At 72.8% G+C, this 13695-nt stretch carries 11 protein-coding genes; 7 read left to right on the top strand and 4 right to left on the bottom strand.

Features of this window, described 5'->3' with window-relative positions:
- The first annotated feature begins 14 nt into the window (after nt 1–14).
- From ACFYX4_RS11400 to ACFYX4_RS11385, 4 genes are all read left to right on the top strand, one after another.
- Nucleotides 15–1241 carry an RNA-guided endonuclease InsQ/TnpB family protein gene (locus ACFYX4_RS11400; protein WP_389329624.1) on the top strand — a complete coding sequence of 409 codons (1227 nt, stop codon included), beginning with the start codon at nt 15–17 and terminating at the stop codon, nt 1239–1241.
- 289 nt (nt 1242–1530) lie between these two features.
- Nucleotides 1531–2631, top strand: coding sequence for a citrate synthase 2 (locus tag ACFYX4_RS11395; protein WP_389329621.1), 1101 nt, complete (start codon nt 1531–1533; stop codon nt 2629–2631).
- Nucleotides 2632–2995: 364 nt separating this feature from the next.
- Nucleotides 2996–3487, top strand: a complete 492-nt coding sequence (locus tag ACFYX4_RS11390) for a GNAT family N-acetyltransferase (RefSeq protein WP_389329618.1) — start codon at nt 2996–2998, stop codon at nt 3485–3487.
- Between the two features lie 112 nt (nt 3488–3599).
- The gene (locus ACFYX4_RS11385) at nt 3600–5057 is read left to right on the top strand and encodes a PAS domain-containing protein (RefSeq protein ID WP_389329615.1); all 1458 of its coding nucleotides are present in this window, start codon (nt 3600–3602) and stop codon (nt 5055–5057) included.
- A gap of 46 nt (nt 5058–5103) precedes the next feature.
- On the opposite strand, the gene ACFYX4_RS11380 is transcribed toward ACFYX4_RS11385, so the two are convergent.
- The gene (locus ACFYX4_RS11380) at nt 5104–5859 is read right to left on the bottom strand and encodes an SIS domain-containing protein (RefSeq protein WP_389329612.1); all 756 of its coding nucleotides are present in this window, start codon (nt 5857–5859) and stop codon (nt 5104–5106) included.
- A gap of 421 nt (nt 5860–6280) precedes the next feature.
- On the opposite strand from ACFYX4_RS11380, the gene ACFYX4_RS11375 reads away from it, so the two are divergent.
- Together ACFYX4_RS11375 and ACFYX4_RS11370 are read left to right on the top strand one after the other, a co-directional pair.
- Entirely contained in the window at nt 6281–6973 is a 693-nt protein-coding gene (locus ACFYX4_RS11375; RefSeq protein ID WP_020130217.1) for a metal-dependent transcriptional regulator, read from the top strand.
- 604 nt (nt 6974–7577) lie between these two features.
- A complete protein-coding gene (locus tag ACFYX4_RS11370) occupies nt 7578–8603 on the top strand; it encodes an alpha/beta fold hydrolase (protein WP_389329609.1) in 1026 nt (341 codons plus the stop codon).
- 54 nt (nt 8604–8657) lie between these two features.
- On the opposite strand, the gene ACFYX4_RS11365 is transcribed toward ACFYX4_RS11370, so the two are convergent.
- From ACFYX4_RS11365 to ACFYX4_RS11355, 3 genes are read right to left on the bottom strand one after another with little or no spacing between them, the layout of a single operon-like run.
- Complete coding sequence (locus ACFYX4_RS11365) at nt 8658–10316, bottom strand: transporter (RefSeq protein WP_389329606.1); 1659 nt, start codon at nt 10314–10316, stop codon at nt 8658–8660.
- Nucleotides 10304–11104 carry an ABC transporter ATP-binding protein gene (locus ACFYX4_RS11360; protein WP_389329603.1) on the bottom strand — a complete coding sequence of 267 codons (801 nt, stop codon included), beginning with the start codon at nt 11102–11104 and terminating at the stop codon, nt 10304–10306. The genes ACFYX4_RS11365 and ACFYX4_RS11360 overlap by 13 nt, the downstream gene beginning before the upstream one ends.
- A gap of 46 nt (nt 11105–11150) precedes the next feature.
- On the bottom strand, nt 11151–11813 hold the full coding sequence (locus ACFYX4_RS11355; protein ID WP_389329600.1) for a bifunctional DNA primase/polymerase: 663 nt from the start codon (nt 11811–11813) through the stop codon (nt 11151–11153).
- A 328-nt stretch (nt 11814–12141) separates the two neighbouring features.
- Here ACFYX4_RS11355 and ACFYX4_RS11350 point away from each other — a divergent pair, with 328 nt between their 5' ends.
- Nucleotides 12142–13527 carry a transcriptional regulator gene (locus ACFYX4_RS11350; protein ID WP_389329597.1) on the top strand — a complete coding sequence of 462 codons (1386 nt, stop codon included), beginning with the start codon at nt 12142–12144 and terminating at the stop codon, nt 13525–13527.
- The last annotated feature ends 168 nt before the right edge of the window (nt 13528–13695 follow it).

Below are 13695 nucleotides of genomic sequence, written 5' to 3'. Positions count from 1 at the left end.
GGTAGATTGACACTATGACGACACGACAGAAGGTTTCGGAGGATACTGGGCGTGCCCGGTACACCTACCGGCTCCGCGTGTCGTCGACCGCCCGCACGCTCCTGCTCGCCGAGTGGGGCCGGTGCCGCTGGGTGTGGAATGAGGCCGTGACCAAGTCCCGCCAGGCGCACGCCCGCAACAAGGCCAACCCGTGCGACAAGCTGACGTGCGGCCCGGCGCAACTCGACAAGATGCTGACCGAGGCGCGCGCCCGGACACCGTGGCTCCGTGACGGCGCTTCGGTGCCGCAGCAACAGGTCATCCGCGACTTCGCCACGTCCCGGTCCAAGGCGCTGAAGGACATCGACAAGCGCCTGCCGATGCGGCAGCGCGCGGGCATGCCCCGAACGAAGAAGAAGCGCGAGGCGCTGCCTACGCTGAACTACACCCAGCGCGGGTTCCGGCTGAAGGACGGCCGCCTCCACCTCGCGGGCGGCATCAGCCTGACGGTGGTGTGGTCCCGCGAACTCCCCGCTGTCCCGTCCTCGGTGCGCGTATACCGCGACGCGGTGGGCCACTGGTACGCGTCGTTCGTCGTCGCCACCGAAGCCCAACCCCTCCCCGCCACCGGCGCCGCCCTCGGCGTGGACTGGGGCGTGAAGGAGACCGCCACCACCACATCCGACGCGCACGACCTCCCGCACGCCGAACACGGCAAGCGCGCGGCACGGCGTCTCGCCCGCTACCAGCGGATGATGGCCCGCCGCCGCCCCGCCAAGGGGCAGGCCGCGTCCAAGGGCTACCGCCAGGCACAGCAGCAGACCGCGAAGCTGTACAAGAAAGTCGCCCGGCAACGGCAGGACACCGCCCGCAAGTGGGCCAAGCGCGTTGTCCGCGACCACGATGCCATTGCCGTGGAGGACTTCCGGCCGAAGTTCCTCGCGAACTCCACCATGGCCCGCAAGGCGGCGGACGCCGCGATCAGCGCCACCAAGACGGCCCTGATCGAGATGGGTCGCAAGCACCGGCGGGACGTCCGCCTCGTGCACCCCGCGCACACCACAATGGACTGCGCATCGTGCGGAGCGAGAACCAAGCACGCACTTCCTCTTTCGGAACGTACCTACACCTGCACCGCATGCGGACACGCGTCCCCACGGGACAAGAACTCCGCCCGTGTGATGCTCGTCCGGGCTGGTCTCGACCCGGCTGGTGCCGAGGGCGTAAGACCTCCGGGAGCGCTGCTCCCGGAGGCAGCCTGAGCCAGGAATCCCCTCCCCTTCAGGGTGGGGAGGATGTCAAATGGTCATCCTGCCGTATGACCCCGACGGACCACCCCACAGGAGGTGGCACTGAGTGCCGTAAGGGCTCCCCAAAGGTGACACCCGGGGATATGGTGCAGATGCCGTCTCGGGGTGCGGATGCCGTCCCGGTGGGGTGACCCGCCGCCGCACGGGGCATCACCGGGATGACCCCCCAGGACCGCGAGTCCCCTTCAGGACCGTGGATCCGCCGACCCCGCCGTCGAACACATCAACGAGGAGCCGCCTGATGTCCGACTTCGTACCCGGGCTCGAAGGAGTCGTCGCGTTCGAGACGGAGATCGCCGAACCGGACAAGGAGGGCGGCGCCCTCCGCTACCGGGGCGTCGACATCGAGGACCTTGTCGGCCACGTCTCCTTCGGCAACGTCTGGGGCCTGCTCGTCGACGGCGCCTTCAACCCCGGCCTGCCGCCCGCCGAGCCCTTCCCCATCCCCGTCCACTCCGGCGACATCCGCGTCGACGTCCAGTCCGCCCTCGCCATGCTCGCCCCCGTGTGGGGCCTCAAGCCGCTCCTCGACATCGATGCCGAGCAGGCCCGCGAGGACCTCGCCCGCGCCGCCGTCATGGCCCTCTCCTACGTCGCCCAGTCCGCCCGCGGTCAGGGCCGCCCCATGGTTCCGCAACGCGAGATCGACAAGGCGCAGTCCGTCGTCGAACGCTTCATGATCCGCTGGCGCGGCGAGCCCGACCCCAAGCACGTGGCCGCCGTCGACGCCTACTGGACCTCGGCCGCAGAGCACGGCATGAACGCCTCCACCTTCACCGCCCGCGTCATCGCCTCCACCGGTGCCGACGTCGCCGCCGCCCTCTCCGGAGCCGTCGGTGCCATGTCCGGCCCGCTCCACGGCGGCGCGCCCTCCCGCGTGCTCGGCATGATCGAGGAGATCGAGCGCACGGGCGACGCCGACGCCTACGTCAAGCAGGCCCTCGACAAGGGCGAACGCCTCATGGGCTTCGGTCACCGCGTCTACCGCGCCGAGGACCCCCGCGCGCGCGTGCTGCGCCGCACCGCCCGCGAACTGGGCGCCCCCCGCTTCGAGGTCGCCGAGGCCCTGGAGAAGGCCGCCCTGGCCGAGCTCCACGCCCGCCGGCCCGACCGCGTCCTCGCCACCAACGTCGAGTTCTGGGCGGCCATCGTCCTGGACTTCGCCGAGGTCCCGGCGCACATGTTCACGTCGATGTTCACCTGCGCCCGCACGGCCGGCTGGTCGGCCCACATCCTCGAACAGAAGCGCACCGGCCGCCTCGTGCGCCCCTCGGCCCGCTACATCGGCCCGGGCGTCCGCGGCCCGCGCGAGATCGAGGGCTTCGGGGACATCGTCCACTGACGCCGCCCACCGGCACCGCGCACCGACACCGTCCACCGACACCGCCCCCCCGGGGCGGTCACGAACGCAGGCGACCCGCGAGTCTGGTCCTCCAGTGGAGGGGCCGGCCGGACGTACCGGCGACTCGCGGGTCGGGTGACTGCGTTGGATTGGCCGGCTGCGCGCGTCTCACACACGCTGGCCCGGCGCCGAACCGAGTTTGACGACGGGCCGCTAGCCCGCAGCCACCTCTTCCGTCCGGTTGTCATACATCTGCCGAACCACCTCCCTTCAGAAGTGGCACCACACTAAGAACCCGGTCGACCGGGCTCAAGTGTTTTTTGCAGATGTTGACGGGCGCGGGGGCGCACGGTTCGCTGCCGGGGTGACTGATCTTCGAAGTGACGACCTGCGGACGGAGCCCGTCGCGGGCGAGGCCATGCTGGAGCAGTGGCGGCACGTCCACAACGTGATCGTGCCGCCGGCCGCCCTCTCCCTCGAAGAGGTACGCGCGCGTGCCGAGCGCTACCGGCTGGAGAACGCCTACGTCGGCGACGTCCTCGTCGGCTGCACGACCGTGCGCCCGCCGGGGAGCGGGAGCGAGAGCGGCGACGGGAGCGGGGAGGCGGTGGCCACCGTCATCGCGCGCGTGCTGCCCGCCCACCGTCGGCGCGGGTACGGCGCCGCCCTCTACGACCGCGCGCTCGCCCACGCGCGCGTGCTCGGCGCCGAGATGGTCGAGACGTGCGTGCTCGCGGCCAACGAGGACGGCCTGCGGTTCGCGCTCGCGCGCGGGTTCGTCGAGACCGAGCGGTACGTGCTGGACGGCGAGAGTGACGTGTGGGTCGACCTGCGGCTGACCGCGACGGGTGCATAGCGGGTGGCGTCCCGGGTACAACGATTCCTCTGCAATGTTGCGGGAACCATATGTGCGCTGCGTCACGTTCGAGTTGAATGAGGGCACGTGAGCGAACCTGCAGGGGGTCCAGGTGAGTGCTTCCCGGCGTAGTGGGACCACCGACGAGTTGGGACCGGACGAGCCCGAGCGGCCCGGCCCGGAGGGCCCGGGCGGCTCCGACCTGCTCGCCGCGCTCCTCGACGGGATGGACGCGGCCCTGTGCGCCTTCGACGCCGACGGGGTCGTCACCCACTGGAACCGCGAGGCCGAGCGCATCCTCGGCTGGAGCGCGGAGGAGGCCGTGGGGCGTCGCGGCTTCGCCGGCTGGGCGGTCCGCGAGGCGGACGCGGGCGAGGTCGAGGGCCGGCTCATGTCCGCCATGCACGCGCCGGGCCGGCAGGTGCACGAGTTCGCGCTGCTGACCAAGGACGGCGGCCGGGTCCTCGTCCGCACCCAGTCCGCCGCCGTCCGCGGCCCCGACGGCAAGCCGGCCGGGCTGTACTGCGCGTTCAGCGAGGTGCACGCGCAGATCGACCTGGAGCGTTCCATCGCGCTCAGCGAGGCGCTGTTCGAGGACGCGTCCTGGGGCGTCGTCCTCGTCGACGCCGACCTGCGCCCCGCCGTCGTCAACGCGCACGCCGCCCGCGCGCTCGGCACGGGCCGCACGACGGTCCTGGGCCGCCCGCTGGGCGAGCTGCTCACGCGCGGCGTGGAGGAGTTGGAGAACGCGCTGACGCACGTCCTCGCCGAGGGCGCTCCGCCCGCCCCCGCCGAGATGTGGGTCGGGGTGCGCACCCCGGACGGCGAGAAGCGGCGCTGCTGGCGGAGCGGGTTCCTGCGGCTGGCGTCGCCGCTCGCGGAGGAGCCGGTCCCGCTGGGAGTGGGCTGGCTGTTCCAGGACGTCACCGAGGCCAAGCTGGGCGAGCAGGAGGCCGCGCTGCTGCGCTTCCGCTCCAACCAGCTGCACCGTGCGTCCCGCGCGGCCGCCGAGTGCGAGGACGCCGCGGAGGCGGCGACCGTGCATCTCGACTTCGCGCTCGCCGGGTTCGCCGACCACGCCGTGATCGACCGTGTCGCGGGCGTGCCCGCGGCCGACGGCGAGGCGAGCGGGGGCGGGAGCGGGAGCGCTGGCGGCGGGCCGCAGCGCCTGGTGCGGATCGCGGCCACGCCGTCGGGCGGGCCCGGCCCCAGCGCGCTCACCGGGCACGCGGGGCTGCCCGTGCGCTACGCCGACGGCCATCCGGCCCTCCAGTGCGTGGCGCGGGCCGGTTCGGTGCGGGCGTCCGCGGGGACGGTGGCGGCGGAGCAGGCGCGCGAGTGGGCACGCGCGCGTCAGTGGCCCGAGGACACGGTCCACGCGCTGTGCGCGGTGCTGCGCAGCCGGGGGCGCACGCTGGGCGTCGTGACCTTCCTGCGAGGCGCGGGACGCAGCACGTTCGAACGGTCCGACGCGACGTACGCGGAGGACGTGGCCGTGCGGATCGCGGGGGCGCTGGATCTGGCGGGGGTCGCGGGGGCGGGCGAGGACGGAGGGGGCGGGGTCGGCTGAAGCGGGGTCGGGCGGCCGGAAGAGAGTGGCCGTCGGCCGGTTCCGTTCAGTGACGGTAGAAGATCCGGTCCCGGTACTCCTCCATGACGCGTCCGTTCCACTCGTGCCCGCCGTCCACGTTGCCGGAGCGCAGCAGCGGCGGCTCGATGCCTCGCTCCGCCAGGGAGGCGGCGGCCGTCGCCATGACGGCCTGGAGCAGGGCCGCGGTGACGACGGTGGAGGCGGGCGCGAAGGGCGCCGGGACGGTGTCGAGGGTCAGCTCGGCGTCCCCGACCGCGATCTTCGAGTCCAGGACGAGGTCGCAGTGGTCCTTGAGGAACGTCCCCGAGACGTGCCGGGACTTCGTCTCCGCGGTGTACGCCACCGAGGTCACGCCGATGACCTTCACGCCGAGGGCGCGGGCGTTCAGCGCCATCTCCACGGGGAGGGCGTTGCGGCCCGAGAGGGAGACGATCACCAGGGCGTCGCCCGCGCGGACCGGCGAGGTGTCCAGGACGGCCGCCGCGAGGCCGTCGACGCGTTCCAGGGCCGAGCCGAGGGTGGCGGGGACGACGTCCACGCCCACGACGCCCGGGACGGCGAGCAGGTTCATCAGGGCGAGGCCGCCGGCGCGGTAGACGACGTCCTGGGCGGCCAGGGAGGAGTGGCCCGCGCCGAAGGCGAAGAGGCGTCCGCCGGAGGCGACGGTGTCGGCGAGGAGCGCCCCCGCGGCCTGGACGGCCTCCGCCTCCTCGTCGCGGGCGCGCTGGAGGAGGGCGATCGCCGCGTCGAAGAACCGGGCGGCGGGCGTGCGGTCGCTCATCCGAAGGGCCCCTTTGCCGTGTTCGGTGTGCCTGTGAGGGACGGACGCGCGCGGGGGTGCGGGGGTTCAGGGTGCGGTGGCGCGTGTCGCGGATCACGGTGCGGTCTGGACCAGTGCGGTGTCAATACGGTGGGGGCCGGTCGGGTGCGGGGGCCGGGAAACGGGTCGGTCGGTCTCGCCGTGGCTCCGGGGCGGGGCTCGGCAAGCGCCCGCGGGGCGGTGGTTCGGGCGTTCGCCGGGCCGCCGTGAGCCGGTGGTGGAAGGGGTTTCCGTCCGGTGGGGAGCGGGGCGGAAGCGGATGGGAGGTTCTCGTTTCTGCGGGGCGGCACGGTTGTCAGTGGTATCCGGCAGAATTGAATCCAGGGCCAGCGCACGCGCCGGGAGCCGTCCAGCCTTCGGCAGAGCTAATCGAGGGGCACGTATGTCCGGACTGATCGACACCACGGAGATGTATCTCCGCACCATCCTCGAGCTGGAGGAGGAAGGTGTGGTCCCCATGCGCGCCCGGATCGCCGAGCGGCTCGACCAGAGCGGGCCGACGGTGAGCCAGACGGTGGCGCGCATGGAGCGCGACGGTCTGGTCTCCGTGGCCAGCGACCGGCATCTGGAGCTGACCGACGAGGGCCGCCGTCTCGCCACGCGCGTGATGCGCAAGCACCGCCTCGCCGAGTGTCTCCTCGTCGACGTGATCGGCCTGGAGTGGGAGCAGGTCCACGCCGAGGCGTGCCGCTGGGAGCACGTGATGAGCGAGGCGGTCGAGCGCCGTGTGCTCGAACTGCTGCGGCACCCCACCGAGTCGCCGTACGGCAACCCCATCCCGGGGCTGGAGGAGCTGGGCGAGAAGGACGGCGCCGACCCGTTCCTGGACGAGGGAATGGTGTCCCTCGCGGACCTCGACCCGGGCCTGGAGGGCAAGACCGTCGTCGTCCGCCGCATCGGCGAGCCGATCCAGACGGACGCGCAGCTGATGTACACGCTGCGGCGCGCCGGAGTGCAGCCCGGTTCGGTCGTGAGCGTGACCGAGTCGGCCGGCGGCGTGCTGGTGGGCAGCGGGGGGGAGGCGGCCGAGCTGGAGTCGGACGTCGCCTCGCACGTCTTCGTCGCCAAGCGTTGAGACGCCGTTGATCCACTGTTGATCTGTCGGTGATCGACTGACGGCCCGGCCGTCGGGCCGAGTGCTGAGCCTTGTTCAACTCCTGATGCTCCAGGGGCTGTTGAGGCTCCGGTCGATGTCGTCGAATCCGGGATTCCCTGTGTCGAATCGCAGCGCGTCGGCGCTGCGCGTGCCACGCTGTCGCGTGAGGCATATGACCTGAGGGGGCGGGATGATGTGCCGCAGTCGACAGGAGGGCCCCGGCGCCGTGCGGCGCCGGGGCCTGTCCTCCCCTGTTCTGACCCGGAGCCCCGAGCTCTCAGGGTCAGTCCCCTCGGACCGTTTTCCCCGAGCGGTCCGCCTCCCGCTGAAGATCTCCCCTCGGTGGCGGCGATCATTCCTTGAGCGAGGTCACTCGAACGAGGGGTGTTGCCCGCGGAAGAACCAATTTTCGAATAGGCATTCGATAAAGTGCGCATGACGGAGTGAATGACGGCGCGCACGGTGATGCGTGAGGGTAGGCAGCGGCAGCACAGCGGAACGACGGCAGACACGAGGCGTGACCGGACCCGGCGGCTCGAGCGGGAGCGAGGGGTCCGAGCGGAGCTAGGGGGGTGCCAGACCTATGGCGCGACGCATCGACGTGACCGGGGCGGGCGGCGTACGCCTGGCCGCCTGGGAGTTCGGTGATCCGCCCAAGGGCGACCCCGCGGACAACGGGTCGGAACCCTTGATTCCGGCCCCGTCCGCGGAAGGGGGAGCGGCGACGGCAGCGGCGGCGAGACGGAGTGGGGGAACCGGCTCCGGCGCCGCGGCGGGCACGGGCAGCGACACGGGCCGCGACACGGACAGCCACCCGGGCACGCACCCGCAGGAGCGCGGCCCCGGTGTCCTGTTACTGCACGGCCTGATGGGCCGCGCCTCGCACTGGGCGTCCACCGCCCGCTGGCTGGCCGAACGGCATCGCGCCATCGCCCTCGACCAGCGCGGCCACGGCCAGAGCGAGAAACCCCCGCAGGCCGCCGCCTACACCCGCGAGGCGTACGTCGAGGACGCCGAGGCCGCCCTCGAACAGCTCGGCCTCGCCCCCGCCGTCCTCATCGGGCACGCCATGGGCGCGCTCACCGCCTGGCAGCTGGCCGCCAAGCGCCCCGACCTGATCGCCGGGGTGGTCATCTGCGACATGCGGGCCTCCGCGCTCGGCGCGGCCTCGCAGCGCGAGTGGGCCGACTGGTTCAAGTCCTGGCCCGTTCCCTTCGCCACCCTCGCCGACGTCCGCAAGTGGTTCGGCGAGGACGACCCCTGGGTGGAGCGCCCCAACCCGGCGCGGGGCGAGTTCTACGCCGAGGTGATGCACGAGTCCGCCCACGGCTGGCGGCCCGTCTTCGAGCCCGAGCAGATGCTGAAGTCCCGCGAGACATGGGTCTTCGACGCCCACTGGGAGGAGCTCACCCAGGTGCGGTGCCCCGCCCTCGTGGTGCGCGGCCTCGACGGCGAGCTGGGGCGCGCGGAGGCCCAGGAGATGGTCCGGGTGCTGCCGCGCGGGGAGTACGCCGAGGTAGCGGACGCCGGGCACCTCGTCCACTACGACCAGCCGGAGGCGTGGCGGACGGCGATCGAGCCGTTCCTGGAGGGGGCGCTCACGCGATGAGCTGCCCTCGGTGACAGCTGTCCGAAGCCATGCGACTGCCGTAGGCAGCGTCGCTCAGCCCTTGCTCACCGCCGTAAGGATCTCCGGCAGCCGTTCCGCCGTGCGCGGCGCCGCGAGCCGCAGGCCCAGCACCGTGATCGCCGCCCCGTAGGCCGCGCCGCCGGGCAGCAGGACCCAGGTCCACGCGTCGCCGCCCTCGCTGACGTTCAGCCAGATCGTCACCGCGATGACCGGGGCGCACAGCAGGGCGGCGGCGACCATGCCGCCGAAGACGGCGATCCAGGCCAGGCCCGCCTGACCGGGGGCCACGTTCTTGTAGCCCTCCTGGGGGATGGAGTAGGGGAAGCGGGCGGAGGTCCAGGCGCCGGTCGCCAGCATCGCCCCGAGCAGCGCGAACGACAGCCCGAGCGCCTCGGGCAGCTTCGCCCAGTCGCCGAGCAGCGCCGTCGTCAGGACGGTCACGAGCGTCGCGTACGGCAGGGTGATCACCAGCAGGGCGAGGGCACGCGCGCGTAGTTCGGCGTAGGCGTCCCGGGTCGACGAGACGGTCATCGCGACCATCCAGAACGCGGACGTGTCCTGCCCGAACTGGTTGTACATCTGGATGCCGAGCATCCCGGCGGCGAAGCAGGCGAAGTAGATCGAGCCGGTGCCCTGGAGGGCGTTGAAGACGGGCACGATCAGCCCGATGGCCAGCGAGGTCACCCAGGCCGCCTTCGTCTTCGGATCGCGCCAGACGTAGCGCAGGCTGCGGCCCATGACCGTGCCGGTGCGCCCGTCCGCCGACGGCAGCCATCGCGGCCCCGCCCGCCAGGAACGTCCCGCGCGCCCGGACCGGCCGACTCGCCCCGCACGCCCGGACCGCCCGAACCGCCCGAACCCCTCGCTCCGCGCGGCCGGTTCGGAGGCCTGGAGGGTGGAGCCGTCGGGCTCGGTCATCAGCCGCGTCAGGCTCCGCGCCCACACCGCCACCAGCGCCGCCACCGCCCCCGCGGTCACCGCGAGCCGCGCCGCGGCGACGCCGTACGCGCCCTCGCTCGCCGCGTCCACCGCGGCGATCGCGGAGGCGGGCGGCACCCAGGCCAGCACCCGCGCCACCGGATCGAGCTGTCCGAGCCCGGCCGAGCCGAGCCGCTGCACGCCGAAGTTGACGACCTGCGCCCCGATCGCGATCACCAGCCCGCTCAGCACCGCCAGATCACGGCCCTTGCGGCTGGTCAGCAGCCGGATGTTGGCGGCGGCCACGGCCCGCGCGAGCGCCACGCACACCAGCAGCCCGAGCCCCACGCCGGCCACGGCCGTTCCGTACGCCGCCGCGCCCCGCGCGACGGCGATCACCGAGCCCAGCAGCATCAGCGCCGTGAACAGCGGCCCGATGCCCACCAGCGAGGCCGTGAGCAGCGCCCGCACCAGCGGCCGTGGCCGCAGCGGCAGCATCACCAGCCGGGTCGGGTCGAGCGTCTCGTCGCCGCGGGCAAAGAACAGCGGCATCACCGCCCACCCCAGCCCCAGCACCGCCACCAGCAACACCACGAGCGACGCCGCGTGTTCGTGCCCGCGCAGCGCGATCAGCCCGACCAGTTGCAGCACGGCGAACAGCAGCGTGACGACCGCGGAGGCCACGTACGCGGCCCGCCGCCCGCCGGACTGCCGCAGCCCGTTGCGCAGCAGCGACAGCTTCAGCCGAACGACGACGGAGGTCAGCCCGGCCACCGCGCCCCACCTCCCAGCCAGTCCAGGTCGGAGACGGCGTCCCGGCCCCGCGCGCCCACGAGTTCGAGGAAGGCCTGCTGGAGGGAGGGGGCGGTGCCGCGCACCTCCTCCAGGGGGCCGTGGGCGCGGATGCGGCCCGCCGCCATCACCGCGACCCAGTCGCACAGGGACTCGACCAGTTCCATGACGTGGGAGGAGAACACCACGGTCGCGCCGGAGGCGGTGTAGCGCTCCAGCACACCCCGGATGGTCTGCGCGGAGACCGGGTCGACGCCCTCGAACGGCTCGTCCAGGAACAGCACTTCGGGGTTGTGCAGCAGCGCCGCCGCGAGCCCGATCTTCTTCCGCATGCCCGTCGAGTAGTCGACGACGAGCTTGTGCTGGGCGCCGGCCAGGTCGAGGACGTCGAGGAGCTGCGCGGCCCGCTTGTCGACCTCGGCGCCCGGGAGTCCGCGCAACCGCCCGCTGTAGCCGAGCAGTTCACGCCCCGACAGCCGCTCGAAGAGCCTCAGCCCCTCGGGCAGCACCCCGATCCGGGCCTTCACCTCGACCGGATCCCGCCACACGTCGTGCCCGACGACCTCGACGCTTCCCTGGTCGGGCCGCAGCAGCCCGGTGACCATCGAGAGCGTGGTGGTCTTCCCGGCCCCGTTGGGCCCGACCAGTCCGATGAACTTCCCCGCGGGCAGATCGAGATCGATCCCGGCCACGGCGGCCTGCTGCCCGAACCGCTTCCAGAGCCCCCGCACCCGGACGGCGACGGCACCCACGACTGCTTCCGAGGTCATGCGTGAACCCTACGGCGGGACTCCCGGCCCCGAAGGGGCGCGAACGTCAGCGGTCCCTGCCGCACGCGTACGCCAGCGGTGAGATCAACTCCTCCGCGTCGGGAAGCCACCGGTTCGCGGGCGTCGGCCGGCAGGCCCACTGCACCGCGCCACGGGACCCGAACCGCGTGGGCGGCGCGGCCACGTACGCCCCCTCGCCGAGCACGACGAGATCGAGCAGGGCCGGCGACCAGCCCAGCCGGCGGACCAGGTCCGGCACCTTCGCCGACGCCCCCGGCAGCACGAGGAACTGCATCCGCCGGTCCGGCGTCAGCGTCACCGGCCCCAGCGCCGACTCCATCCGCTCCATGCGCGCCAGCGCCAGGAACCCCGCCGTCTCCGGCACGGTGATCGCGTCGAACGTCCGCCCGGTGGGCAGCAGGATGGAGGCCGTCGGCTGCTTCTGCCACATCCGCCGGGCGACGGTCGCGCTGCCCGTCGCCTGGGCCGCCCAGTCCGGCCGCGCGGGGTGCGCCCCGGGCGCCGGACACGCAGCGTCGTCGCAGGAGCAGCGCTGCACCCCGTCGACGGCTTCCAGCCAGGTGCCGGGGAAGACGTCCCAGTGACGCTCCTCGGCATAGCGAACTGCGGTCTCCAGCAGCGATTCTCCGCGCTGCTTCGGGATCTGGGTGGCTTCGGCGCCCGCGATGGTCTCTTCCACGATGAACACAACTCTGGGCGTCACCAGGGGTTACGCCCGCCCGTGTGCGCGGGGGAGGAGCACCGACCTCGCGTCCGGGGCGCATGGGTGCATGTTCGGGGGCGCGCGGCAGGAATGAGCGCGGAAGCGGGTAGTCACGCTTGGGGGTCGGCTTCCACCCAGACCTCGGCAATCCTCACATGTCTCGCATTTTCGTCGTGCCTGCGGGGCATCGATCTTCACGGCCGGAAATTTTCGGTGGAAGACACGTCAACTCGGAGCGCGGTACAGCGCGGCAGCCACACGCGAGCCGCCGGGACACAGCACGCGAGCCGCCAAGACACAGGGGGTAGTGCCCATGGCCGCAAGGCCTCTCGTCGCGCGGCAGCCGAACGAACGGTTGCAGGCGCTCATCCAGGAGGCGGGGTGCTCGAACGCCGGACTCGCCCGCCGCGTCAACATGTGCGGCGCCGAGCACGGCCTCGACCTGCGCTACGACAAGACGTCGGTGGCGCGTTGGCTGCGCGGACAGCAGCCGCGTGGACGCGCCCCCGCGATCATCGCCGAGGCGCTCGGCCGCAAACTCGGCCGTACGGTCACGATCGACGAGATCGGCATGGCCAACGGCAAGAACCTCGCGTCGGGCGTGGGTCTCCAGTTCTCGCCGACGGTACTGGGGGCCATCGAGCAGGTGTGCGAGCTGTGGCGCAGCGACGTCGGGCGCCGGGACTTCCTGTCCGGCTCGTCCGTGGCCGCCTCGGCGCTGGTCGAGCCCAGCCGCGACTGGCTGATCTCCTCGCCCGACGCGCAGGTGGCGCGTTCGGCGGGCCCGCGCGTGGGCCTGTCCGACGTGGCCGCCGTGAAGGCGATGACCCAGGCGCTGGTCGACCTGGACCACCAGTACGGCAGCGGGCATGTGCGCCCGGTCGTCGTGCACTACCTGAACAGCGTGGTCTCCGGGCTCCTCGCGGGCTCCTACCGGGAGGCCGTCGGGCGGGAACTGTTCGCGTCCGTCGCCCGGTTGACCGAGCTGGCCGGCTACATGGCCGTCGACACCGGTCAACCCGGCCTGGCCCAGCGCTACTACATCCAGGCCCTGCGCCTCGCCCAGGCCGCGGGCGACCGCGGTTACGGCGGGTACGTGCTCGCCGCCTCGATGAGCCATCTCGCCGCGCAGCTCGGAAACCCGCGGGAGATCGCCCAGTTGGCGCGGGCGGCGCAGGAGGGGGCGCGGGGGCGGGTGACCCCGCGCGCGGAGTCGATGTTCCACGCCGCCGAGGCCCGCGGGCACGCGCTCATGGGCGACGTACGGGCGGCGCAGACGGCGTCCGGGAAGGCGGTGACGGCGCTGGAGGCGGCGGAACCGGAGTCCGGGGACGACCCGCCGTGGATCGCGCACTTCGACCAGGCCTATCTGGCGGACGAGTTGGCGCACTGTCACCGGGACCTGGGCCAGGCCGAGGCGGCGGCGCGCTGCGCGGAGCAGTCCCTGGCCGGGCATCCGCCGAGCCGGGCCCGCCGACGGGCCATCGGTTATGTGCTGTTGGCCACGGCGCAGGTGCAGCGGCGCGAGGTCGAGGAGGCGTGCACCACTGGTCTGAAGGCGGTGGAGCTGCTGGAGACGCTCCGCTCCAACCGGGGTGCGGAGTACCTGGACGACCTCCAGCAGCGGCTGGAGCCGTTCCGGGAGGAGGCGGTGGTCAGGGAGTTCGGAGCACGTCTCGATCTTCAGACCGCCGCTTGAACGGACGGGGCGCCGTGGCGTGAAGGGCCCCTGGACGAACAGGGCAGCGGCCCTTCGTCGCGCGGGGCGCGGCGGACGCAACGCACGGCGCTCCGGTTCTGTTACCGACGTCACTGGGAGGGAGATCACGGTCTGAGCTGCGTGGCACGGGGTTCCGGGGACCCGGTA

Origin of the sequence: Streptomyces sp. NPDC002328 (assembly GCF_042890065.1) — a bacterium.
GTDB lineage: Bacteria > Actinomycetota > Actinomycetes > Streptomycetales > Streptomycetaceae > Streptomyces.
This window is presented reverse-complemented; position numbering and strand designations above follow the sequence as displayed.

Coding starts and splice junctions, on each gene's coding strand:
- ACFYX4_RS11400 (WP_389329624.1), top strand. CDS start 15: ATGACGACACGACAGAAGGTTTCGGAGGATACTGGGCGTGCCCGGTAC.
- ACFYX4_RS11395 (WP_389329621.1), top strand. CDS start 1,531: ATGTCCGACTTCGTACCCGGGCTCGAAGGAGTCGTCGCGTTCGAGACG.
- ACFYX4_RS11380 (WP_389329612.1), bottom strand. CDS start 5,859: ATGAGCGACCGCACGCCCGCCGCCCGGTTCTTCGACGCGGCGATCGCC.
- ACFYX4_RS11375 (WP_020130217.1), top strand. CDS start 6,281: ATGTCCGGACTGATCGACACCACGGAGATGTATCTCCGCACCATCCTC.
- ACFYX4_RS11370 (WP_389329609.1), top strand. CDS start 7,578: ATGGCGCGACGCATCGACGTGACCGGGGCGGGCGGCGTACGCCTGGCC.
- ACFYX4_RS11360 (WP_389329603.1), bottom strand. CDS start 11,104: ATGACCTCGGAAGCAGTCGTGGGTGCCGTCGCCGTCCGGGTGCGGGGG.
- ACFYX4_RS11350 (WP_389329597.1), top strand. CDS start 12,142: ATGGCCGCAAGGCCTCTCGTCGCGCGGCAGCCGAACGAACGGTTGCAG.